Source organism: Pseudoalteromonas luteoviolacea NCIMB 1944, from assembly GCF_001625565.1.
GTDB classification, from domain to species: domain Bacteria; phylum Pseudomonadota; class Gammaproteobacteria; order Enterobacterales; family Alteromonadaceae; genus Pseudoalteromonas; species Pseudoalteromonas luteoviolacea_F.
In genome coordinates, this window is sequence record NZ_AUXS01000032.1 from 122,897 (window position 1) to 148,062 (window position 25,166).

Genomic DNA, 25,166 nt, shown 5'->3' on the forward strand with positions numbered 1-25,166 from the left:
ATATTATTAGTTTTTCATTACATCACTGGCAGTTTTTATAAGCTCTGTGTAACAACGGAGGTCCTATGAAAAAATATATTCAACTTACTGCTCTATTGACTACGACCAACCTAGCTTACGCTAAAGTTGACTTGCTAATCACTGATGCAACGATTATATCACCGATAACCCAAAGCGAAGTATCAATAAAAACCAATCATTGGCTATCAATTAACAATGGGCGAATAATTGAGGTTTCAGATAAAGCGAAACAGCCATCAGCCAAAAAAATCATAAATGCCAATGGACAATTTTTAATTCCCGGGCTAACTGATAGCCACACACATTTACGAACTATGCCTGGACTTTTAAAAACAGACCAAAACGCTCAAAAAATGCAAACATCCTATTTAAAACGCCAAGGTAGTAACTACTTATACTATGGCGTAACACAAGTAGTAGACCCTGCAAATACAGCGCAGGGCATCGCTGACTTTAAAAAGCTTAGCATGTCACCCAATGCCTATTTTTGTGGTGCAATGCCAATATATCAGGGCTACTCTGCTCAAGGTATTAAATATCAACACCTTAATGAGCATAGGCCTTATTATGTTCATCAACATGGCGACCCAACTCATCTAATCACTACATCCGTTAACTCACATCACGAAGCCCAAGCGGTTGTCAAAAGAATAAAAAAAGACGGGGCAATCTGCGCCAAAATATTTTTAGAAGATGGATTTGATAAAGCGACAAATATTCGCCTCATTGATAATGAAAATGTAGAACAAATAGTTGATGAAGCGAATCGCCAAAATTTGCCGGTGATGGTTCACGCCAATGCGACTGACATGCATGCAATTGCACTCAAAAGTAATGTTGATATTTTAGCTCATGGCATTTGGAATTGGTTGGATGAACACCAGCAAGGGGACGATATTTCCCTCGCTTTACCAAAAGATGTTCAACGCGTTGCTAATGGTATCTTAAAAGCCCAGACTTACTACCAGCCCTCTCTAAATGTCATGCGCAGCCTCACTGATGTAATGGTGCCCAATCATTTGGACAACCCCAAATACAAAACAATTTTACCTAGTTGGCAAATTAGCTGGTATACCTCTGCTAATGGCCAATGGTTTGCTCGTGAAATGGTATCCGGCTGGCAAGGTCTGACGCACCAACAAAAAATTGATTACATGCGCAGCAAACAAACTAACGGCAAACGTGTTTTAAATTATCTTTACCGAAATGGCGGGAAAATACTATTAGGCTCAGACACACCACCTGCCCCGACCTACGCCTCTCAACCTGGGCTATCTACTTTTTGGGAGTTGCAGGATATGCATGACTCAGGTGTCGACCTAGTCGGACTGTTAGCCAGCGCAACAATAAATAATGCCAAGGCATATGGCTTGGAGTCAAAATATGGAACAATTCAACCGGGTAAAATTGCAAACATATTACTGCTAAATTCCAACCCTCTCATATCTGTCGATGCGTATGACGATATTCACAGCGTCATCCTAAACGGCCATGCTCACAAAAGAGCAACCTTTCACATTCGCAATTTATGATCGTATTGAATTTTACCTAGCATTGAGTGCCCATCTCAATGCTGGGTTCATTCATATCCATATATCATTTTTTGCGGTCAACTTACCACCAGCGTCGCCAGTATTGACAACGCCTTTTGGCTCTATGAGTAAAATTTCACACTCTTTTTCCGCTACAGGTTTATGTTGTTCTCCCTTTTTCACCACAAGCATTTCCCCGCTTTTAAGCGTCACAACTCTATTTTCGAAATGAATGTCCAACTGTCCTTTCAAAACCAAAAACAGTTCATCGGTATCATCGTGTTGATGCCACGTAAACTCTCCAAGTACTTTAACCACTTTTATTTGATAATCATTCATTTGTCCAATTACTTTAGGTGACCAATGCTCTTCAAAAAGTGCCAGTTTTTGAGCCAAATTAATTGCGACGTTATCGTTCATGTATAAAGCTCCTTAAATTGCCTTCTCTGTAGATTAAGTTGCAATCAAACATGAATCAAATGTACATTTTTCAGATAAATATGAATTTGGTACATAGAATGAATCTAAGACAGTTTGACCAAAACCTGTGGTTAGTGCTTGATGCGCTATATCAAACTCAAAGCGTATCCGGCGCTGCAAAAAGCTTAAGCTTGAGCCAATCCGCGATGAGCCATGCATTAAAAAGGCTTCGAATTGCATTTAACGATCCTCTTTTTGTTAGAGAAAACGGTAAAATGCTTCCAACTCAAAAGGCACTAAATATACAGCCACTCGCACAGCAAGGTCTTGCACTTTTAAACCAAGTTGCGAATGGTCTTGATAGCTTTTGTAAAAGTACGTCAAACCGGCAGTTCGTTATCGCCGCCACTGACTTTACAACTAAGCTATTTATTTACCCTTTGCTCAATATGTTATCCACACTTAACGGCAATATACGAATTAAAGTCATTGATCTGAGCTCTGAAATCCCAACTAGGGAGTTGTCTTCCAATCATATCGATTTGGTGCTGACATTTAGTCACGCACATGCTTTTGAAAATACCCTTAGCCAACAAAAATTAATTTCTGGGAACTATCGTGTCATTGCTAGGAAACAACATCCGCTCATTTCAAATAATCTCTCTTTAGAAACTTATTTAAGTGCAAAACATGTACTAGTCTCTCCTTGGGGGGCAGAAACCGGAAGTTTAGACAATGAACTGGAAAAGCTCGGAAAGTATCGTCATATAGCGGCTACAGTACCACATCTTATGAATGTGGTAGAACTGGTAAGCAACAGTGATTTAATCGCTACGGTCCCCGCTCTCTCTATCAGACAACATGAAGTAAAAAATGTACAGATATTAGAGCCACCACTTGCATTGCCTGACTATAAATTGTTCATGGTCTGGCATCCATCTTATAACTTAGACCAAGGTCTAATATGGCTGAGATCTGAACTCGAAACTATTGCTACACAAATACTTGAAGGTTTTTCATAGTCATGCGTTCGACATCCTGTTTACATATTTAGAACAAAAATATTGCGCTTGAGTTTTATTTGTGACAACGTCTAAGACAGGCAAAGCCGTTAAAACAAAAAATAATTATAGAGTAGTAAGTTATGACAGGATCTCTCAAGCTATCACCAATAGCATTAGCACTATTGGCCAGTACCACGATGGCGCAAGCCAATGAGCCAACTGAAGAAAAAATTGAAACCATTTCAGTCCTTGGCTCAAAAGTCTCAAACCGTACGGCCACCGAATCAACCTCTCCAATCGATATTTTAGATACTGAACAACTCAACAAAGGTGGTTACACAGAATTAGGGCAAAGTTTGCAGTCAATTGCACCCTCTTTTAACTTTAGTCGAACACAGGTTTCTGATGGCTCCGACCTTTTTCGCCCTGCGACGTTAAGGGGACTCCAACCCGACCAAACGCTTGTACTTATTAATGGTAAAAGAAGACATAACCAGGCCATATTTGGCTTAACAGGCACAGTAGGGGCTGGTGCAGCTGGTACAGATATGAACTCCATACCCATGATGGCACTAAAAAATGTTGAGATCCTAAGAGATGGCGCCGCCGCTCGATATGGCTCGGATGCCATTGCAGGCGTGATCAACTTATCTTTAAATGATTCTACAGGTGAAACGACAGGTTTCTTCCAAGGCAGCTCAACTGGAGAAGGTGACGGCGATACCTATGCTTTTGGTTTAAATAGAGGTTTTGATATTGGTAGCGAAGGCGGCTTTATCAACTTATCTCTAGAGTACAGAGACGCTGATGGCACCAACCGAGCTGAGCGCGATACAGGTGGCTCTTCAACCATACCTGCTGGCGAATTATCAGATACTGTCAGGTGGCGCCAAGGTAATTCTGACAGCGAATTTACCTCTCTATTCTTTAATGCTGCTCTCCCCGTAGGAGACAAAGAGTTATATTCCTTTGGCGGCTATTCAAATAGAACAGCGTTTGGAAATGGCTTTTACCGAGATTTTAACCGTGCAGAGCGCAATGTCCCTCAAGTATATCCTGATGGCTTTTTGCCACGAATTGACAACGAAGCTGATGACATTTCGTTAGCCGTTGGCTTTAAAGGGGATATAACGCCTGATTGGAGTTTCGATTTTTCAAATGTGTACGGTCAAAACAAATATGACTACTCCTCTTCTAACACAATCAACGCTTCTTATGCAGCTGAGTACCTAGCCAACAATCCAAATGCGACTGACGAACAGGTTAGAGACAATGCAGGCCCTCGAGGCGGATATTCTGGTGGCTTCAGATTTGATCAATGGACCACAAATTTGGACCTAAACGGTGTTATCGATCGCGCTGATGCTGAGCCAATTTATTTGTCGATTGGTGCTGAGTACCGTAAAGAAAATTACGAAATTGTCCCGGGAGAAGTTGCATCTTATGCGTGCGGCTTCTCAAACACTTCTAGCTCATTCCCTTCTGTGATCGATTCTTCCGTATTTGCTGATTGTGGTTTTCAAGCTTATCAAGGTTTGAGGCCTGACGCTGCAAACAAAGCTGACCGCTCAAGCCATGCAGTTTACATTGAAGCAGAAACCCTACTTAACGAATATTGGTTGGTCAGTGGTGCGCTTCGTTATGAAGATGTATCGGACTCTGGCGATGATATTATTTGGAAGCTTGCAACGAGATATGAAGTTACCGAGGACTTCGCACTTCGCGCAGCGGCCTCAACAGGTTTTCGAGCGCCTTCGCTGCAGCAATCTGGTTATACCGCATTTACGACCAGCTTGGGGGGTGATGGGTCACTTGCTACATCCTATACGGCAACAGCAGGTTCACCTTTCCCAGAAGCTCTTGGTATAGAAGGCCTACAACTTGAATCTTCCGACAACTACAATTTAGGTTTGGCTTGGGACGTGAGTAATGACCTTTCGATCACGCTAGACTTTTACCAAATCAAAATTTACGACCGTATCAATTTAGGCAGCTTTATAGGTGCAGACAGTGACGAGTTGAACAACTTCCCAGATGCCAATGCAGCGCTCAAAGCATCGGGTGCTGTACAAGCTAATTTCTTCTCCAATTCACTGGACTCGACAACTAAGGGCATTGATTTAATTGCTTCTTACTCTACTGAAGTGGCCTCTGGAGAACTTGAAATAACTTTTGCTGCCAACAAGAATAAGACCACCATCGACAAGGTTAACTCTCCACAGGGAATACCTGAAAGCATCGCGTTAGATGAACAAACACGTTCATTTTTAACTCACGGCCAACCGCAAGAGCGTGCAACATTGACATTTGACTATAAACAGGACAAATGGTCATCACTGCTGCGCTTAAATTACTTTGGCAAAACCGAAGTCGCTTACTTCTCTGGTAAGCACATTGAATTGCCGGGCTTTTTGTCTCCTACAAATAGCTGGCAAGATCACAGCGTTGTCGAGTCAGCGGTACTGGTGGATATCAATCTCGGCTATCAAATAAACGAACACTTTGATGTGTCTTTGGGTATCGATAATTTATTTGATAAAACACCTAATGAGTTAGGTGAAGATGAAGTCTTGAACTTTATCACTAATGGCGCAATGCGTTACCCGCTTAGAGCATTACCGTACGGCTTTGATGGAATGACTTATTACGCCAAAGTGAACTTTAGATTTTAAAAATTGAAGTAATGTATTGAGCACTCGCTCAATACATTACTTTTAGCAATAACCCACACCATCAAGATTCTGTACGATAATCCAGCACACCATTCAATATCGCTACAAAGAGTGTTAGTAACTCGTAAGATCTACATAAATACAGGTCAGCTCAATTCAAAAATAACTACCTTGATTTTTATAAACGCAAGCCTAATAAACTGAGAGAAACATTAAAAAGCACCAAAAGTAAACCAGCCAACTTACACAATGGATAAAAGACTAAAATATTATAGAAAATATAAAAACAGGAATTTATTATAAAGATCTTTATTCGCTCACCATATAGCATTTTATTTAAGTTAATACATTAACTTCGCTAGATTTTATATACATACTGGGCAAATGAAATAGAAGGATATCTCTTACTTTCGTGTATACAAATATCAAATTCTGTACATGTCTTCTTGGTGATATTGGATGCTGTCCCAAGTTCCGCTAGGCAATATTGTGTACACATTATCATTAATGTTGGTTTGGTCTTCGCCAGAATTCACACTGATAAAAGGTAAGCAATAAGTGATAAAGAGTTTGTCGGTTGTGATATTGCACACTACTCACTTCTGTTCGTTTTTAATTCTATAGCATCCATGATGACCAATTGAGTAAATATTATTGGTACTAGCTATGGGTTCTTTAAACGGTGCACAACCGCAATAATCTTTTCACGATAGATAATAGCACTGTAAAGCCAATCAACATCCGTTCTTTAAGATCTTCCAGAAGTTTGAAAACTCAACCCCTTCTTCCCTTCAGCACGCCAAAACCTGTTCAGCAAGCGGGCAATCTGTGCCCAAGGCATGTAAGTATAATGTTGCTTAAATCAACTTCTAGAATAGCTTGATTAGATACGCGTTAATATTAAAAAGATAGGTCGACAATTTGCCTAATACAGCTTAGCTGTATTTACCTCATATAGTTTCAGGTTTTACGATGCGGTTTGAACAGTAACGGTTAAGAGTGTCTTGTTATTCGTTTTCCATCACTTTGTGACTTTCTATTGTCGTACAAAAGTCATCCATACACCTGTGGCAGAATTTTAGAGCTGATATATAAGCCAGCATTTGGCTATATTTTTCGTATAAAAAACAGCAAAACCCTAATCACCAACTAGGATTCGATAAGAAGTTAAACCAATTGAATCAAGCTAAGCCTACTAGATTTTCAACTCTAAGACGTCAGCAGCGTTAAGGGCTTCAAATAGACCTAGCCTTTCATCCTTTTCCTGTGCTCCAGAAAAGTAACTACAACCTATCCTGCAGCATTTTGCGGAGGCGGCTCTTTTGCAGTATTGGACGCAGTTAGCCCCCCAAATACTAATGGCAGTTGATTCCGATTGAGAACTATTAAGTTTTTCTTTTTAAGTTTCATTTATTGTGTCCTTATTTATTTTTATCTCGCGCATTTATTCAATGCACAACACGCTTGCTTTTTAAGCACCTGTTAACGATCTCAGTATTGGCGACTAATATATATCCAATATACTACAACCTACTTTCAACCGCATATCAGATGATAATAAGTCATGGCCGTTTTACGCAAATGAAAAATGCATTTATCTTCAATTTATGAGCCTTTTAATAATCTGATGGTTAATTTTACTTTTTTTTCCCAAATAAAATAGAGCAGTGCCTAAGTAGTACCTTATAAATACCACTTTTGGATCTAGTCAGAATTAACATTGTGGCAAATTTTCGACATGCAAATTGATGCAACTCCTTATACCGACTTCTAGCATTTGTTTAGGGGCCACGGACTTGATAGCTTTAATTGAGAATTTGCCCCAACGAGGATAGAGAAGCTACTTTTGACATACTTCTGTTTCAGGGCAATTGCAAATGCGACTACTAAGATTTGGCCTTATTTCAAAAAACTTGATAAAAAGAACCAATAACGATATGTTAACTTTTGATTGTCAACTAAATTACAAAAGGAAATAACAAATGCAATTAAAGCTTAATAAGAAGAAAATAAAAACTTTATCCGAAGACAAAAACTCAATCCCTCATGCTCAAACACCAGCTGTCGGTGGCGGTAATATTTCAGAATCGCTTTGCGTATCATTCAGTCATGGTGGCTGCTGTGGTACGGTTGCTCCCTCAATACGTGTGTGTAGTGCTGGTATAACTTGTCAGCCATAATCACAGATACGAGCTTAGGGACATAGCCCTAAGCTCTTTAGATAAACCAACTGTAACTACCTCAATTTTAGTATAATGCGCAAGTAGAATTGAGCTTGGAGCTATACTCTTAACACTCGATTAAACGCGTCACATCAAATGCCTCCATTTCACCAAAAATGGAGTGCTATCGGCATAAAATGCGCGACTCCGCCTTTTGCCTCTCCATAAAAAACGCGACCAAAGAGCTATCGCACATTTCTTCGATTATGAACGTTTCCTCTTTATCTAAAACACAGCCAAGTGATGCCTATAAGAATCTGAGATATCGCTGTATTTTTCATAAAACCGGCCAGTTATATTTTAATGGTTCCAGCTACTTTGGGCACTGATTAAACAAACATAGGATTTTAGATATGGAATCTACATTCAAGCCTTTAACCACCACGCTGATCCCGGTCAAAGATTACCAAGGTATGTATAACTTACTGATTGTTGAGGGTGACGGCAATAAAGATGGAGACAGAAAAATCAATGTACATTTCAATAAAGAAATAATCGAATATGGTAGCTCATGGGTAAAAGGTACTAAAGGCTTTGATAAAGCAGCTCCATTTATCGAACAATATGGCTTGAGCGAAATGATCAACGAAGCTGTTAATAGATTGCGTAAGCTAATCTAATCAGCACTAGTTCAGACAAGATCTGACTTACCTTCTTAAAATGTTGAGAGTTACCCGTTTAGATAGAGGTGCCAAATTTTTAATCAAAACAAAAAGGTAATTCTCATTCTTCATACTATCAATCCGATCATCAAACACAAAGCAGAGTTAGGCAACCTAATCGAAGAGCTTGGCAATGTTTCTAGTGTAACTACCCCGGCTTTTGTACAGCTTATTAGTATATAGCCCTTTGGAGTTTGATCTTCTTGTACATCGTGAGGACATTCGTAATTATAAATATCTAACCATTCATCTGTAATGTCACGAACCTACAGCAGTGACTCAAATAGATATAAATCCAATACTTCTTCTCGATAGCTGTGATTAAACCGTTCTGATTTGGACTTCCCGGTTTAATAAACTCAAGTTTAATGCACTTCTCAGTAGCCCAACTTTCCAGAGCACTCGATGTAATTTCAGGACCATTATCCACTCGAATTTGATTTGGTTTTCCAGGCCATGCAATGAGCCGTTCCAGCACTCGAATAGCCCGATCAGCCATGAGGCTTGTATCAACCTCAATCGCTAATAGTTGGCGGTTGTAATCGTCCAGCACGTTCAGTGTTCTAAAACGATGTCTGTAGTTGAGCGCATCACTCATAAAATCCATCGGCCACGAGTCATAATATTTTCTCGGCGCACTTTTTATTCCATACTTTGCTTTGATACCTAAGTCATTTAAACAATTTTGGCTTACCTCATCTTAGATGCCGCTCAACAATTTCTAACAAAAAATCAATCACATCATCATCCGACGACGGTCGCTTGCATCTAAAGTAATTAACGCCACGACTCAAAATAGCTACGTCACAAGCAAATGCCACCTTGACCTCAAACCGTGCTCGTAAGGCTCGATCCAAGCTCTGTGTCTACTTGTTTTTAAAGCTTTTTTGAGATGGTTTCCTCAAGCATTGAATATTTTAAACTGTGAGTCGTAAACATACCTTATAGCTTGCAGTTTGCTTGCAGTTTTCATCTCCAAGTTCATGTCGTGATTGCATCCAACCTTTTTGTATCGGTACAAAGTTTTCCATATCTTTTAAACTAACTTGAGGATAATGACCTATCGATATGATGATTTGTTTACCCTCAAACCATAATCAGCACTGCCACAATACGATACAGTAAATGTTTCGTTTTACGCGTAAGCCGTCTCTGTGAGACAATGTGCATAGAGAATCTTTTTTATTAACGAGATTACGTAGTTTCGCGTCAGTAAGTGCTGCCATAATATGCTACCGTTTTATACACACGTAGTGGTTTTTATATACACACATATACACACTTGATCGACATTGCAAAAAACTCGAACAAAAAGAAAACAATACAGTTTTAATGTAAATAGTTGATTTATGAACAAAACAGACCAAAATCAGACGCAGCAAACAGACGAAAATATACCTACAATTTATTGGCACGATTATGAGACATGGGGTGCAAGTCCTCAAAAAGACAGGCCTAGTCAGTTTGCTGGTATTAGAACTGACTATGACTTGAATATTATTGGCGAGCCACTGATTGAGTATTGCCAGCCTGCGCCTGATTATCTTCCGCACCCTGAGGCTTGTTTGATCACTGGGATCACGCCACAGCACGCGCTAAAACATGGGCTGCCTGAAAGCGAGTTTATGGCTAAAATACATGCCGAATTTAGCCGACCAAATACCTGTGTAGCCGGATACAACAGCATTCGTTTTGATGATGAAGTCACCCGCTATAGCCTTTACCGCAATTTTTATGATCCGTATGAACGAGAATGGCAAAATGGGAATAGCCGTTGGGACATTATCGATTTAGTAAGAGCTTGTTACGCTTTACGCCCAGAAGGCATTGAATGGCCAAAAAAAGAAGACGGCTCGCCCAGCTTTCGCCTCGAAGAACTGACCGTTGCCAATGGTATTGAACACAGTGCAGCCCACGACGCGCTAAGTGATGTCACCGCCACAATTGCACTGGCAAAACTGATTAAAGAAAAGCAGCCCAAACTGTACCAATTTTTCTTTAACTTAAGAACGAAAAAAGCACTGTCTGACATTGTTGACGTCTTCAACATGCAGCCTTTAGTTCATACTTCTTCAAGAATTCCTGCTACGCAAGGGTGCACTACTTGGATTGCACCAATGAGTTTTCACCCAGTCAATAAAAATGCTGTTGTGTGCTTTAATCTAACGCACAATCCTAGTGTACTGCTTGATCTGTCTGTCGAAGAACTGCGCGATAGACTTTATACCAAACACTCTGAGCTTGAAGAAGGCATGTTACCTGTGGGTTTAAAACTAGTTCATTTGAACAAGTGCCCAATTATTGCACCAGCAAAAACATTGCTACCAGAAAATGCAGCAAGGTTAGGGATAGACAGAGAGCAATGTTTAGAACATTTAAAATTCTTAAAAGCACACCCAGAGTTGCGCGATAAGGTGTCACAGGTATTTGCAGAACAAGGTGATTTTAGTGAAACCACTAACCCGGACTATCAGCTATATAACGGCTTTATTAGTAAATCTGATAAAGCAAAGTTGGCGATTGTTCGCAGCGCATCCCCTGTTGAGCTAGGTAGCCTTGCGTTAGAGTTTGAAGATCCTAAATTCCATACTCTATTGTTTAGATACCGCGCACGCAATTGGCCTGAAAGTCTGTCTCAGTCAGAATTAGAAACTTGGAGAAAGTACTGCCAAGGTAAGCTTATGCACGGTGAAGATAACCCTTCCATCAATGCGCAAGACTTTATGCTCACCCTTGAGAACCTAGTTTATGAACATGAAGGAAACGAAAAGAAAGTTTCGATTTTAAAAGCCCTGTATCATTACGCTCAGAGCCTTTAATATTAAGAGGCTGTGTATTTGCAGCCTCAACCTACCTTATTTAAAGATGAGATTCGTACACAGCTAATGCTTGCTCTAAGTCAGCTATTAAATCTTCCACATCTTCCAAACCAATATGCAAACGAATAATGGGGCCGTGCTCCCAACCAGTGGTTGTTCTCAGCGCAGCCATAGAGCGGTTGGCTGTCACCAAGCTCTCGAACCCACCCCAAGAAAAGCCCATTTTAAAATGGTGTAAACTATCTAAAAAGCGGTTAATGGCTTTTTGGTTTCCCGTTTTCATAACAAATGAGAACAGGCCATTACTGCCGTCAAAGTCACGCTTAAAGTGTTCGTGACCGGGATTCGACGGCAATGCCGGGTGACGTACATGATCAACCAGCGGATGCTTTTCAACCCACTTTGCCACCGCTAACGCGCTTTTTTCATGTTGTTGCAAGCGAACAGGCATCGTTCTTAAACCACGTAACGCAAGATAGGCATCATCTGCGGATGTACACTGCCCCAACAAATATGAGTTTTCTCGCAGTACTGGCCAATACTCCTCATTAGCTACAGCGACACCCATCATTACATCTGAGTGACCAACAATATATTTAGTTGCGGCTTGAATGCTGATGTCTACACCGTGTTCCAATGGACGATAGTGCCAGCCATTTCCGTATGTATTATCAAGCATAGTGATCAAACCATGGGCCTTGGCTTCTTTCACTAAGGCGGGAACATCTTGTACTTCCATTGTGATAGAGCCTGGAGATTCCAAAAAAAGGACTTTGGTGTTTTCCTGGATCAAGTCTTTAATCCCTGCCCCAATCATGGGATCGTAATAAGTGGTCGTAATACCAAGACCAGATAAAATTTTATCACACAGATCACGAGTCGGCTCATAAGCGGTATCAACCATAAGTAAATGGTCACCAGACTTTAAGAAAGACAGCAAACTCTGGCTGATCGCAGCTGCACCACTGGGATAAAGTGCACAACCTGCGCCATTTTCTAGCTCTGTGAGTGCGTCTTGCAATGCATAGTGCGTATTGGTGCCTCGACGACCATAAAACAATGTGCGATTACCACGTTCTTTAATTGCTTCATGCATATCTGCTACTGAGTCGAAAACAACAGTCGAAGCACGTTGAACGACAGGGTTCACTGTACCTTGCGTATATTGAGGTTTACGGCCTGCACTGGCTAGTTTGGTATTCTTTTTCATTCTTTACTCTTTTTCTGGAAGTTGACGCCAATGTTCAACTAAGTAACGTGATATTGAATCTGGTCTGGTAAGTTTAAAGCCGGGTTTGTCTTCACCCCACTCTCCAAATGTATCGAGATCGGCGCGCGAAAACCATTGCGCTTGCTCAAGTTCATCTTGCTCAACAAAAATGTCAGTGCTTTTCGCAGTCGCAATAAAACCGAGCATAAGTGATGATGGGAACGGCCAAGGTTGAGATGCCAAATACTGAACATCATCGACTAGCACGCCTGCTTCTTCCTCCACCTCTCTGGCTACCGCTTGTTCCAATGACTCGCCTGGGTCCACAAAGCCAGCCAATGTCGAAAATACACCGTCAGGCCAATTCTCTTGTCGTCCTAATAGGCAACGCTCCACCCCATCTTTAAAAGTATGAGTGACTAGCATGATCACAGCAGGATCCGTTCGAGGAAAAGTCATATGATTGCAGCTTTTGTTAGTACAAACCCTCGCATGTCCCGCTTCAACAGGGATATTCTGATGTCCGCAACGGCCACAAAAACAATGTGTTTTGTGCCAATAACACAGACCTCTGGCTAAGACTCCAATAGATGCACTCACATGCTCAAGCTTAGGGCCTACCTTTCTCATATCGTCAAAACGATATTCGCCATCATCATAATCGTCTGAACAGACATCTATATGCGCTCGTAATTCGCCCAAATCAATTTTAGAAACATCCAGAGCAAAATAAGCGTGTTGTTCATCTTTGCCCAAAAATACAGCTTGGCTTTTATCTAGCTGTTCTATTTGCGATTGCTTTAAATAGGCTAACTGACTCAGATCTTCAGAGTATAGGTTTTTATCATTATGAATAAGCAACCAGCGGCTTTTATCTCCGTATTGAGTCAACAGCCAGTTTTTATCTTTTCGCTGAGCAGACGCCCTGTCTAACGTCATTTGTGTATAGTACAACAAGCACTTTATCCTTTAATGTGAGTTACCTAATATGATAAGCAGATAATCCTAGATTGTATGAATTAAATTTAGGGCTCAAAGCCAAACACGCGTAGCGCCATCCAAATTCAACGCAAAATCAGAGAAAACACGACCAATAATTAATAAAAATCAAATTTTAGTTTCTACGCTGTCACGCTAACAATAGTCGCGTTGTTTGCCAAGTATTTAGGCAAAAAAAAAGCCCGTAAGGGCTTTAAACTACAGTGTGAATTCACACTACAGAGAGGCAAGGTGTGCTTGAAGCTTTTGATTCTCAGCTTCGATATGTTTGTAAAACTCAATATGCTCTAATTTGCTGGCAGCGGCTTCATCTATCACAACTACCGCATCACGGTGCAGTTGCAATGCAGACGCCGGGCATGAAGCCGTTAGTGGGCCTTCAACCGTAGCTTTAACGGCTTCAGCTTTATTTTCACCAGTAGCCAGTAAAACTACCTTTTTAGCATCTAAAATTGTCCCGATACCCATAGTAATTGATAAGTGTGGTTGATACTCATCTGGGCCAAAGAAACGTGCATTATCGTCAATTGTTTCTTTAGTCAGTGTTTTAACACGTGTTCTCGAGGTTAAACCAGATGAAGGCTCGTTAAAACCGATATGTCCATTGCGACCGATACCCAAAAGCTGAACATCCACACCGCCAGCTGCAGCGATCTGTGCTTCATATTCCTGACACGCTTCAACCGGGTTTTTCGCGTTGCCTGGAGGCACATGTGTATGGTCTTTATTGATATCGATATGATTGAACAATTGCTCATTCATGAAGTAACGATAGCTTTGTGGATGCGTACCTTCTAAACCTAAATACTCATCAAGGTTAAACGTCACAGCATCTTTAAAACTGATTTCGCCCTGCTTGTTTTTTTCGATAAGGTTTTGATACAACGCAACAGGTGTCGATCCAGTTGCTAAACCCAACACAGACTCTGCTTTGCGATTCAATTGTTTTTCAAATATATCTGCACCATAAGCAGCGACTTCAGCAGCATTTTTTAAAATTACTATTTGCATGATATTAAAGCTCAATGTTGAGTTTGAAATAAGAAAAATGGGATCTGAGCCCTGCTTCGCGTGCAATCAAAACAAGGCCAGATCTAAACCTAATTGGGATACACTGTATTAGGTTATTACCATTATGACAACGCTGTCATTATTATCAGAAAAAAAGCCTTTGTAAAGTAAAAGTGAAGAAAAATTTGTATTTTTTTTGAGCCAATAAAAAACGGCCATCAAAATGACAGCCGTTTTTGCTCAAAATTTGGAGTTATACGCTGACAAATATTTTACGTTTGTACATCCAGTGAAGAACCAATAGCTGCACCAGTAACAAAGCAATCACCGCAAATAGAGGCTGCCAATCAGGACCAACTGCATTGATAAACCCACCAAATACGCTCTTGCTAACAAATTCCCAATTCACCAAGCTAGAGGCTAAGTAAATAATAATTGAGTTCGCGCCGATGATCACAAATGGATAGGCAAATCTCTGGCCGTTCAGAATATCTACCAATGCATAAAATAGCGCGAGTAAAATAGCACTCCAACCTACGGTCACAAATACAAATGAACTAGTCCAAAGTTCTTTGTTGACCGGAAATTGTAAATGCCACAACCAACCAAGCGCCACACTGATTGCGCCGGCTCCAAATAGGTAGCCCGCAGTTTTCCACTGTCCTATTTTGTCGACACGGGCAATAAGCTGACCCGCAAATACACCTGCAATAGCATTGACAATGGCCGGGACGCTAGAAAGAATGCCTTCAGGGTCAACCGGGCGATTTTGATATGTAATGCCAGGAAGTAAGTTTTGGTCAAACCAAGCATTCCAGCTGTATGTGCCAGGTGCAGCAAGTTGTCCAGCACTTCCACCAGGGACCGGGATAAAATTCAATAACACCCAGTAGCCGAATAAAATAGCCCCAGCCACAATGCCTGTTGTCCGTAAACTCGTATGCCACACCAACATAGCACAGAAGAACCAAGCAATTGCAATACGGCCCAAGACACTTGAATAACGAATTTCATCGAGCGCTAGTGGAATACCTGTACCCCAGCCATGGTTGTACATAATGCCCAAGCCACATAATAAAAATAACCGTTTAATAGCTTTTTGATAATAAGGCTTTCTTTCACTAAATGGTAAATGGTCTATACGCTTTGGGGATAACCCCATAGCGACGCCAGACAAAAAGATAAACAGAGGAAATATTAAGTCATAAAATGTAAAGCCATGCCATGGGCTATGCACAGTGTGCGCTTCAAAGAGTTTCCAGCCTTGCCAGCCAGTAAGCACAAAAAGCGCTGCGAAAATAGACTGACCACCTAAGATCCAAAACATGTCCATACCACGCAGGGCATCTAATGAAGCCAATCTTTGTTTTTTATTCGTCATCAATACCTTTCCTGTAAAAACAAAAAATCCCCGCTAAACTGCAGCGGGGTTTTTTACCCAGGGAACTTTAAATTTTTTTTCCGCCAATGAAGTTACTTAGAACTTCTTGACTGTTGTTTAATACTACAAAGTCTGCATCAGCCCCTTCCAATAGGTGGCCTTTGTCAGATAACCCTAAGTATTGAGCAGGATATAACGAAGCCATTCTCAATGCTTCTGTTAGCGTTATATCAAGTGTATTAACTGTATTTCTCACAGCGCTTGCCATATCAAGCACGCTACCCGCTAGTTCGCCAGTTGTTGAATTGAGTCTGTCACCCGTTCTAATAACTTTTCGACCGTCAAAAAAGTCAAACTCCATATCATCAGTACCCACTGGAGGCATTGCATCGGTGACAAGCATAATTTTACCACGTTGTTTAGAACGTATCGCTAGTTTTGCTGATGCTGGGTGCACATGGTGACCATCGACAATCAAGCCACACCAAGCATTATCTTCCCATAGTGCGGCCCCTACAACACCCGGCTCTCTTGAGGTATACGCAGACATTGCGTTAAATAAGTGAGTAAATCCGTCAACGCCCACTTCCAATGCCGCCATTGTAGTTTCAAAGTCCGCATTTGAGTGACCCACACTGACCTTCACGCCCAAATCAATTAAGCGTTTGATATCTTCTAGGGGCACAGTTTCCGGTGCTAGGGTAACCATCTTTATACCGAGGTCTTGCCTTGCATAAATCGCAAACTCTTCTTCAGAGATAGGTCTGATGTACTGCTCACTATGCGTTCCCTTTTTAGGGTGAGATAAATGTGGACCTTCGAAGTGGATCCCAACAACACCAGGCTCCCCTTGTGCAATTGCTTGTGCAGTTGCATCCGCAGCACGTGCCATTACTTCAACTTTATCGGTAATAAGTGTTGGCATTAACGCCGTTGAGCCATATTTCGCATGGGCTGTTACAATGGTTCTCAAGCACTCGATGGTTTGTTCAGCATTAAAGAAGCCGCCGCCGCCCCCATTTACTTGCACATCGATCAAGCCCGGCGCGACTAACCCTTCAAGGACTTCAGGGTTTTCATCACAGTTTTGAGCTACAAATGAAATTTTTCCATCTACTACCAAAAACTCGACATTATTTCTTAATTTGTGCCCATCAAAAAACTGGCGTGCTAAATATTTCTTCATTTTTATACCGCCTTTTCGGACTGCTGCTCAACACTTTGGATTGCAAAGAAAATTGCGCCCATTTCCGGCGGCTGTTTTGGAGATTCAACAATCTTTGCAATTTCAGGGTCAAGCCATTTACGCAATGGTTCAGAAAGACCACCTATCATCGATAAACGAGGCGGGTTATTTTCCATTAAGCGATGCGCTAACTTACTAATATAGTCAGCCCCCTCTTTGACGATATTTAAGGCAACGTCGTCTTTGTCTTCAGCAGCTGCCAAAACAAATCTTGCTAACTGAGCATAACTGCTGGAAGGTTTACCAGCCATCTGTTCGGCAATACCCATCGCTGTTGTGGTGTTGAAATGCTGTTTTAAAGTATCACTTAAAGAAGTAGTTGGACCGAGTTTATCAATTGCCAGTAAAGCAGCCTTTACCGCTTCCAGACCCATCCATGCACCACTGCCCATATCACCTTGTGCAAAACCGTGTCCGCCATAATTGACCGATACACCATCAACCATTGCAAAACCACACGAGCCCGTGCCCGTTATAATTACTGCTCCATCTCCACCTTCGTGGGCACCGATGCACGCAGTATGCAGATCTGTAGTTAAAAACATTTGTTTAAATGGATGATCCCATCTCATTATTTTTTCGTGCAATGCTGGAAGGTTCACACCCGCAAGACCTAAGCCCGCATACAAATTGTGAACAGTTTCAATTCTAAGTCCTGCATCCTGCAGTGCTAATTGAGTCGATACCATTATCGACTCAATGGTTCTTTCAAAACCATGAAGAGGATTAGCAGGCCCACCTAGACCAGTTCCCAAAACGCCGTTTTTGATTGAGTAGATGGTAGCGCGGCACTTTGTCCCCCCTCCATCAATACCTATATACAACTGGTCTTGTTCAACCTGTTTAGCCATCATTAAGCGACCCCTAAAAAAAAGATATGAACGCAAATTTCTTCGCGACACAGTATTCAGTCATGTTGATTTGATGTTACACAATAAATGACAGCGTTGTCATTAAGTTTTTTATTATTTTTTCTCAGTTTGAGAAATTTTAATATTGCACACTTTGACGTAATTGTCAGGAAAAATTCAAAAATCAGGGCTATTAAAATATAAAAAAGCGGCTATAACAAAGCCGCTTTTTCATTTTAAATCAGGGTGTTACTTAACACCTAGTTCTCTTAGTCGCTCTTGCAAATATGAGTCCGCAGTATAACGTTCTGACAACACTACTTCCGGCTTAGGGTGTAAAAACAGCGGTAGTGAAATTCGAGATTTGTCACTCGCTTTACCCGTCGGGTTGATCACTCGGTGAATTGTTGATGGGAAGTATCCACCTGATGCCTCTTGCAGCATGTCACCGATGTTGATGATTAGTGAGCCAAAATCACATGGTACATCTAACCAACTACCATCACCTTTTTGCACCTGTAATCCAGGCTCATTTGAAGCTGGTAATACCGTTAATAAGTTAATATCACCATGCGCTGCTGCACGAATTGCTCCAGGCTCTTCGTCACCAGTCATTGGTGGGTAGTGTAAAACACGTAACAGTGTTTGATCTGAGTCTTTGATCATATCTTTTAGATCGATCGAAAACTTAGCACGTACATCTTCAGGCGCTTCGGATTGAACCCAGCTTAAAAGCTCGGCAGCAAACTCGTTTGCTAAGCGATAGTATTCTCTGATCTCAGCATCTAACTGAGCAGGAACACGGCCTTTTGGATAAACGTGAAAATATTCCTTAATGTCTTTTACAGTAAAGCCTTTTGCGACTTCTGAAACTTCCGGTGGGAAATAGCCATCTTGAGTGTCCTTGTCAAATAGGAAGTCGTGCTTTTCTTCTGTGTAGAAGAACTCTTGCCAGTTTTTATATATAGACTCTACAAGCTCTTTAGGAATTGGGTGATTTTTAAGAACACCAAAACCCGTATTGCGAAGAGACTCAACAAATTCTTTTGCTGCTGTAGCTGACGTATAATCAACTGTAGGTAGCTGTTGCATAATGGTTCCACCAATTTTTTTGCGTGACTTCAATTCAAAACATTAACTATAAGAATTATTTATAATTAACCCCTCGAACAAAGATATAATATCTTTGTTCGCGAGCTTAGTGAAATAAAGGCACCTACATAAGGACTTATGTCCGCTTCACTCTCGATAATTGTTAATCGTTGATTCAGATCAAGCTGAATCTAATGGAATTTCAATTGCCCACTCTAACCCTCTACCTCGGCTAGATAACTGGTAAGAGCCGCCCAGCGCACTGCCAATTAAATTGGCAGTAACAGAAGCGCTCAGCCCCACATGTCCGCTATTACCTCGCTTAGTTGTAATAAAAGGCTTTATAACCTCTTCCGGGGTGATATCAACTAAACCTTGCCCATGATCGTAGTACAAAAACTCAATATGTTGCTCTTTTAATGTCACTTCTATGGAAATCGCTTGGCCATTTTTCAGCGCGCCATGGGACAAGGAGTTATCTATTAGATTATCAAAAATGGCCAGTAAAATGTCCCTGTCAGCCATAAAGTTTGCATCCATCGCACGCACTTCAATAGAGGTGTTCTTTTTGGACCAACGACTTTTCAAATCATTTAATAAAGCAATAACATTAATTGCTGAAGGCGTTGTTGGACGCTCAACTCGTGCGATCTCTTTGAGCACTTTAACAAACTGTGCAACTCGTGATAGATTTCGCTCACACAGATCTACACCTTGCTTAGATTCTTCGAGCCCTGTAGCAAGCTGCTGTGCACTGAGCGTTTCATTGCCAAATGCGTCAATCAATTGAGATAAGATACCTTCAAAATGCGTCACAGCTGTAATAGCAGCACCGAGAGGCGTATTGATTTCATGCGCGACACCAACCACCATTTGGTTCATTACATGGGACAGTTGCTGACGCACAGCCAGTTTGTGCGCATCTATGAGCTTTAATTGTGTATTTACTCTTGCTAATACTTCTGGGGGCTTAAAAGGCTTAGTAATATAATCGACACCACCAACTTCCAATGCAGCGACAATGTTGTCCGTCTCTCGCTCGGCACTAACAAATATTATTGGGATCTGTGTTGTTCTTTGTGTTTTCTTCAATGTTTTACACAAAGTAAGACCATCCATACCAGGCATTTTGATGTCGGAAATAATCAATGTAGGAAGATGTTCGTTTGCTATAGTCAAAGCAACTTCACCACTTATCGCAGCAAACACCTTATGCCCGTCGTTCCTTAAAATAAGTTGTAAGATTTGCAAGTTTTCTGCAACATCATCAACTATGAGTATTTCCGCCATCTTTTGACACCCTTCACATTTTGTCAGCTCCCTAGGCCATATCACGCCGCTTGTTAATTACGCGCGTGCGACTATTGTTAATATTAGTCAAGATTTGGAAAGTAAGTTATGTCAATAAAAACAATGTTTCATTCGTTTTTTGTAATACTCCCTACCTTACTCGTCGCCAACTTAGTTTTTATGTCAAACTGGGAAAGCGAAATGACGTCACAGAAACATCACATCAGCCAACTCAGTGCGCGTTATGACGCACTAAATCAACTGCAAATGACGAACTTGACGCTGCTGTTTAATATAAAAAACCATGTATTAGACAACTCTGAAACCAAAACACAACTCAAACAACAGCTGATCCGCTCTCGAGTCTCATTGGAATCACTCCAAGCAAATTCCCAGCCTCTCGACAACAATAGTAAGCTCACTCAAGCATTTAACACCTATATGGTGATGCAAACACTATACGAAACACTCTTTGAACAGCAGATAAACATTCAACAACATACTTGGGACAAAAGTTTGATGCCTGCGCACCAGCAATCAACCAACGCAATTGAACTTGCCTTAGATGCGACCCAAGCACAATTACTTTTAGCAAAGCAACGTTTGTATCAAAGCAGTAACAAATTGCTGTTTTATCTCTGGGTAAGCCTAATGAGTTTGTTGTTTATTACGTTGTTTATATTGTATTACTTGAATAAACGCTTTATTTCCCCTTTTACTTTATTGCACCGCGCTTTTTGCATAGACAAAAATTACAATGGCCAGAGTATTTCATTACCCGCTAATTTACAGGGAGAAGTCGCGGACATAGTGCAATCTGTTTCACTGACGTACCAAAACCTCGACGAGCGGGCTGATACAGCAAAAATAAGGCATGCTTTTAGCGGCGAAATACGCCACTGTACCTCTCCCTCACAAATGAACCAGATAGCTGCAAAATTTATTGCAGAACATTTCCAAAGCCCAAGTGTAGCCCTGTACAGATATGAGAATGAAAAGTTTACGCAACAGTCCGTTATAGGTTTCCCAGCCTATTTTGACGAACAATCAATTCAAGTTAATAAACTCGTGTCAGAAAAATGTGTGCAAGCCTTCATCAGTGAGAATCAAAACGCAGTGTTACACAAAGACGGGTTAACTCTTGAAGTACATACCATACTGTACTTACCACTCATTATTGGCGAGGATCTCACTGGGAGTGTAGTAGTCGCCTTTACTAGCCCTTTAAAAAATGCCCATGAGCAATGTTTAAAACTCTTGTGTGAAGATCTGAGCATACAGCTAAGACTGAGTGAAAATACGCAAAAACAAATTGAAGCAGAAAATGCCTTGGCCGCTCATTTAGAGCTCACATTACACATTATCAATGCGATCCCCAATCCAACCTATTACCGAGATACAAACGGCATTTTTATGGGAGTCAACCGAGCCTTTTTAGCATTCATCGATAAATTTGAAGTCGAAGTCACTGATTCCCACTTAAACGACGTATTTGATGATAAAACTGCGACCTACTTGGATGCAAAGTCCCAACGTACGATTGCAGAAAAAGACGCTCACTCATTTGCGCTCTCTATGGAAAATAGCCTCAAAGACCCACGAGAGCTCATTGTATACGAAGCACCATTTTTTGACAGTCTAGGTGATGTCGGCGGTGTTGTGGGCACTTTCTTAGATGTCACTGAGCGCAATGAGCTTGAACGCCAGATGTTAAATGCCAAAGAAGAAGCAGATAAAAATGCGCAGGTAAAAGGGGAATTCCTTGCCAATATGAGTCATGAAATCCGCTCTCCAATGAACGCGATTATTGGCATGGCTCACCTCGCTCTTAATTCAGATTTGTCACCAAAACAGCATGGCTACGTGACCAAAATTGATTATGCAGCAAAACAGTTACTAAAATTGATCAATGACATACTAGACTTTTCCAAAATAGAAGCAGGCAAAGTCGACATTGAGCATATTCCCTTTGAGTTGGATAAAGTACTCGACAATGTAACGACCATTGTCGGACTCAAAGCACAAGAGAAACAGCTCGATCTAATATTTAATGTACCAACAGATCTACCCAACAACTTTGTGGGCGACCCGTTGAGACTGTCACAAATACTCATCAATTTAGCTGGCAACGCGGTTAAGTTCACCGAAACGGGCGGTGTAACTCTTTCGGTATCAATGCTTAACAAGCAATCAGATCAAGCTAAGATCACTTTCTCCGTCAAAGACACCGGAATTGGTATGAGTAAAGAGCAACAAACGAAGTTGTTTCAATCTTTTTCTCAAGCAGATACATCAACCACCCGAAAATATGGCGGTACAGGACTGGGACTGACCATTTCTCAGCAGTTGGTAAAATTACTCGGGGGCGAAATTTTCGTTGAAAGTGATTTAAATTGTGGTTCTGAGTTTTACTTTACTCTGCCAATAGCTATCAATAACTACGCATCAACACCGGTGAAAAGTGGTCAAAGCTTTGAAGGTAAATCAGCTTGTGTGATCGATGACAACGAAGATGCCAGAGACATCATGGAAACCATGCTCGAATCTCTGGGTTTTAAGGTGTCACTATTCGAAAGTGGAAAATGCTTTATCGAGCAATTGACGCAATCACATCATGAACACGATATCTACTTTGTAGATTGGCATATGCCAGATATAAATGGTGTGGACACCATAGAGCAATTGAAGCAAAAAGATCTATCAGGCTTTTTTGTGCTCGTCACCGCTCACGGCCATGAAGTTGCGTTCAAAGAGTCACACAAAAGCATGATTGATAGTATGCTGCTTAAACCATTTAACCCGTCAAGCTTGCTAGACTGTATTCAAGTTTGTTTTGGCGCAACACCCTCCCCCTCAACACAACAAAAAATTGAAGATAATCAACAAGTGCTTGCAGGTCTGCACATTTTAGTGGCAGAAGATCAACCAGTAAACCAAGAGATCGCCGTGGAGATATTAAGCTTCCATGGTGCACAGGTAAGTGTCGCCTGCAATGGTGAGGTGGCGCTTAAAGCTGTGCAAGACAATGATTACGATATAGTCCTTATGGATATGCAAATGCCTGTCCTAGATGGGGTCGAAGCGACAAAAGCCATCCGTAAACTTATTCCTATAGATAAACTACCAATTCTCGCAATGACGGCCAATGCAATGGGACCTGATATTCAACTGTGTTTGGATGCGGGGATGAATGGGCATGTCTCTAAACCGATAGATGTCGAGGGACTGCTCAACACCATTGTCCATACTTTAGCATCGATACAACCCTCGGAACAAAAAGTCGACCTTATTACAGACGTCCCAAACCAACCGCAACCTGAAGCCATTAGCAATATTGAGCTGATAGGAATTAACGTTAACGAAGGCATACAGCGCGCGGCAAACAACGAGTCGGTTTATTTCAAGTTATTAAATAAATTTATAACCCAACAGATTGAAGAGGTGATCAATTTAAAGCAGGCCGTAAGCATGGGAAATTCAGAGTTATCACTCGATATTCTTCATGCTATGAAAGGCGCTGGAGCTAACTTATCAATGGAGTACTTTGCAGAAATTGCACATGATATTGAAGAGCAAGTCAAAACAGATACTGTAGATCTCAATAAGCTGGAACAGCTATCAGACTACTTAGCCGAGACAAAAAACAAGGCTTCTTTATTACTTGAACGAAAAAATGAGAAAGCAAGCCAGCAGCATCAATACTCTGTCAATGAATTTGCTGTGGCGCTAAAAGAGTATGACTCAAAAGCAACTGATATTGTAGAACACCTTGAAGAGACCGAAGGTTTAGACGAGCACACCATTAATGAACTCAAAATTATGGTTGCAAGATTTGAATTCGCCGATGCGTATAAATTACTGCAAAGTGTTACAGGCGAGCTAGAAAGCTAAATGGGTTTGCTCGTGACAAGCTGCCTTGCACGGCAAACCCAGATTATTAATTTTACAACCCTAACTCTGCCATGAAGTCATCATCTGCCGCGTCTTCCTGCGTCTGCGCTGGCTGCTTTGTTGCTTTACCTGAAGTCGCATTTTGATTTGCGATGATATCATCTGGGTCTACAGCTTCTGAAATATCAAAATCATGAAGCTTAATAAACTCAGTTTTATCCATCGCTAGTTCAAGGTAAAAAATGTTCTGTCCCTGTGTAGTAAACGTAACTCGTCTCGCTTGAGGCCTGTCCATCGTTGTATCTACCGAGATTTGCACCTGTTTGTTAATCGCCATCATCTTCGGCTGGTTTTGGGTAATGGAAGTATGTAGCTGCTCCCGCACTTTACCAGTAAAGTCACCCACTATCTGGTTCATCAATTCGCCCATCACGTTGGACACATCGTCAGATAAGTGGCTTTGAGCTATTTCGCTTTCAGGCATTCCCATATTTCGCATGTAATCCTGATACACTTCCATTGCCGCCTGCGCTGTAAAATTCGTCACGACAAGACCTGTAAAACCACCGTCGAACAAAACAAAGCAACCGATATCTGGTCTCATACACGTACGAGTGATTTTTTGAACCATTGCTGAGTAGGATATTTGATTACCGCTTGCAGAAGAAAGCACCTCAGTAACTGAGTGACATAGGGTGGATAGGATATCTTCTGTACTGACAACTTTATTTTTCGCCATTTTTTATCTCATTTTTTACTTCTTATGACTAATAGTAGCCAAGCTACTCAATTTATCACTGACTATCCAGTATAAAATGCTAAAATGGCAAGATTATTTTTGTA

The 25,166-nt window shown here is 41.2% G+C and carries 18 protein-coding genes; 7 read left to right on the plus strand and 11 right to left on the minus strand.

Translation table 11 applies throughout. From position 1 onward, the window contains the following. Window positions 1-65 precede the first annotated feature (65 nt). The gene (locus tag N483_RS11960) at window positions 66-1,553 is read left to right on the plus strand and encodes an amidohydrolase family protein (protein ID WP_023401615.1); all 1,488 of its coding nucleotides are present in this window, start codon (window positions 66-68) and stop codon (window positions 1,551-1,553) included. A 51-nt stretch (window positions 1,554-1,604) separates the two neighbouring features. On the opposite strand, the gene N483_RS11965 is transcribed toward N483_RS11960, so the two are convergent. After that, window positions 1,605-1,973: a cupin domain-containing protein gene (locus tag N483_RS11965; protein WP_023401614.1), complete on the minus strand. Its 369-nt coding sequence runs from the start codon at window positions 1,971-1,973 to the stop codon at window positions 1,605-1,607. A 98-nt stretch (window positions 1,974-2,071) separates the two neighbouring features. Between N483_RS11965 and N483_RS11970 the strand changes: the two genes are divergently transcribed. From N483_RS11970 to N483_RS11985, 4 genes are all read left to right on the plus strand, one after another. Continuing rightward, entirely contained in the window at window positions 2,072-2,995 is a 924-nt protein-coding gene (locus tag N483_RS11970; RefSeq protein WP_036977239.1) for a LysR family transcriptional regulator, read from the plus strand. Between the two features lie 122 nt (window positions 2,996-3,117). Continuing rightward, the gene (locus tag N483_RS11975) at window positions 3,118-5,649 is read left to right on the plus strand and encodes a TonB-dependent receptor plug domain-containing protein (protein WP_023401612.1); all 2,532 of its coding nucleotides are present in this window, start codon (window positions 3,118-3,120) and stop codon (window positions 5,647-5,649) included. 1,982 nt (window positions 5,650-7,631) lie between these two features. Next, window positions 7,632-7,829 (plus strand): hypothetical protein, encoded by a 198-nt coding sequence (locus N483_RS11980; RefSeq protein ID WP_023401610.1) that lies wholly within the window; start codon window positions 7,632-7,634, stop codon window positions 7,827-7,829. A gap of 395 nt (window positions 7,830-8,224) precedes the next feature. Beyond that, on the plus strand, window positions 8,225-8,491 hold the full coding sequence (locus tag N483_RS11985; RefSeq protein ID WP_023401609.1) for a hypothetical protein: 267 nt from the start codon (window positions 8,225-8,227) through the stop codon (window positions 8,489-8,491). Between the two features lie 280 nt (window positions 8,492-8,771). Here N483_RS11985 and N483_RS11990 read toward each other — a convergent pair whose 3' ends face one another. Further along, complete coding sequence (locus N483_RS11990) at window positions 8,772-9,140, minus strand: IS3 family transposase (protein WP_023401608.1); 369 nt, start codon at window positions 9,138-9,140, stop codon at window positions 8,772-8,774. Between the two features lie 742 nt (window positions 9,141-9,882). On the opposite strand from N483_RS11990, the gene sbcB reads away from it, so the two are divergent. Beyond that, a complete protein-coding gene (gene sbcB, locus N483_RS11995; RefSeq protein ID WP_023401607.1) occupies window positions 9,883-11,352 on the plus strand; it encodes an exodeoxyribonuclease I in 1,470 nt (489 codons plus the stop codon). 40 nt (window positions 11,353-11,392) lie between these two features. Here sbcB and N483_RS12000 read toward each other — a convergent pair whose 3' ends face one another. The 8 genes from N483_RS12000 to N483_RS12035 all read right to left on the minus strand — a co-directional run bounded on the left by N483_RS12000 (window position 11,393) and on the right by N483_RS12035 (window position 20,432). Then, window positions 11,393-12,562, minus strand: coding sequence for a cystathionine beta-lyase (locus N483_RS12000; RefSeq protein WP_023401606.1), 1,170 nt, complete (start codon window positions 12,560-12,562; stop codon window positions 11,393-11,395). A 3-nt stretch (window positions 12,563-12,565) separates the two neighbouring features. Further along, entirely contained in the window at window positions 12,566-13,519 is a 954-nt protein-coding gene (nudC, locus tag N483_RS12005) for an NAD(+) diphosphatase (protein ID WP_023401605.1), read from the minus strand. Between the two features lie 258 nt (window positions 13,520-13,777). Further along, window positions 13,778-14,572, minus strand: a complete 795-nt coding sequence (gene nagB, locus N483_RS12010) for a glucosamine-6-phosphate deaminase (protein ID WP_023401604.1) — start codon at window positions 14,570-14,572, stop codon at window positions 13,778-13,780. A gap of 253 nt (window positions 14,573-14,825) precedes the next feature. After that, window positions 14,826-15,953 carry a transmembrane glucosamine N-acetyltransferase NagX gene (nagX, locus tag N483_RS12015; RefSeq protein WP_023401603.1) on the minus strand — a complete coding sequence of 376 codons (1,128 nt, stop codon included), beginning with the start codon at window positions 15,951-15,953 and terminating at the stop codon, window positions 14,826-14,828. A gap of 67 nt (window positions 15,954-16,020) precedes the next feature. Beyond that, the gene (nagA, locus tag N483_RS12020) at window positions 16,021-17,139 is read right to left on the minus strand and encodes an N-acetylglucosamine-6-phosphate deacetylase (protein ID WP_023401602.1); all 1,119 of its coding nucleotides are present in this window, start codon (window positions 17,137-17,139) and stop codon (window positions 16,021-16,023) included. 2 nt (window positions 17,140-17,141) lie between these two features. Then, window positions 17,142-18,053: an N-acetylglucosamine kinase gene (gene nagK / locus N483_RS12025; protein ID WP_023401601.1), complete on the minus strand. Its 912-nt coding sequence runs from the start codon at window positions 18,051-18,053 to the stop codon at window positions 17,142-17,144. A 246-nt stretch (window positions 18,054-18,299) separates the two neighbouring features. Further along, window positions 18,300-19,142: an isopenicillin N synthase family dioxygenase gene (locus N483_RS12030; RefSeq protein ID WP_023401600.1), complete on the minus strand. Its 843-nt coding sequence runs from the start codon at window positions 19,140-19,142 to the stop codon at window positions 18,300-18,302. Window positions 19,143-19,322: 180 nt separating this feature from the next. Beyond that, entirely contained in the window at window positions 19,323-20,432 is a 1,110-nt protein-coding gene (locus tag N483_RS12035; RefSeq protein WP_023401599.1) for a response regulator, read from the minus strand. Between the two features lie 108 nt (window positions 20,433-20,540). Between N483_RS12035 and N483_RS12040 the strand changes: the two genes are divergently transcribed. Next, window positions 20,541-24,323, plus strand: coding sequence for a response regulator (locus N483_RS12040; RefSeq protein WP_023401598.1), 3,783 nt, complete (start codon window positions 20,541-20,543; stop codon window positions 24,321-24,323). 52 nt (window positions 24,324-24,375) lie between these two features. On the opposite strand, the gene N483_RS12045 is transcribed toward N483_RS12040, so the two are convergent. Then, window positions 24,376-25,062: a DUF3334 family protein gene (locus N483_RS12045; protein ID WP_023401597.1), complete on the minus strand. Its 687-nt coding sequence runs from the start codon at window positions 25,060-25,062 to the stop codon at window positions 24,376-24,378. Window positions 25,063-25,166: the final 104 nt, after the last annotated feature.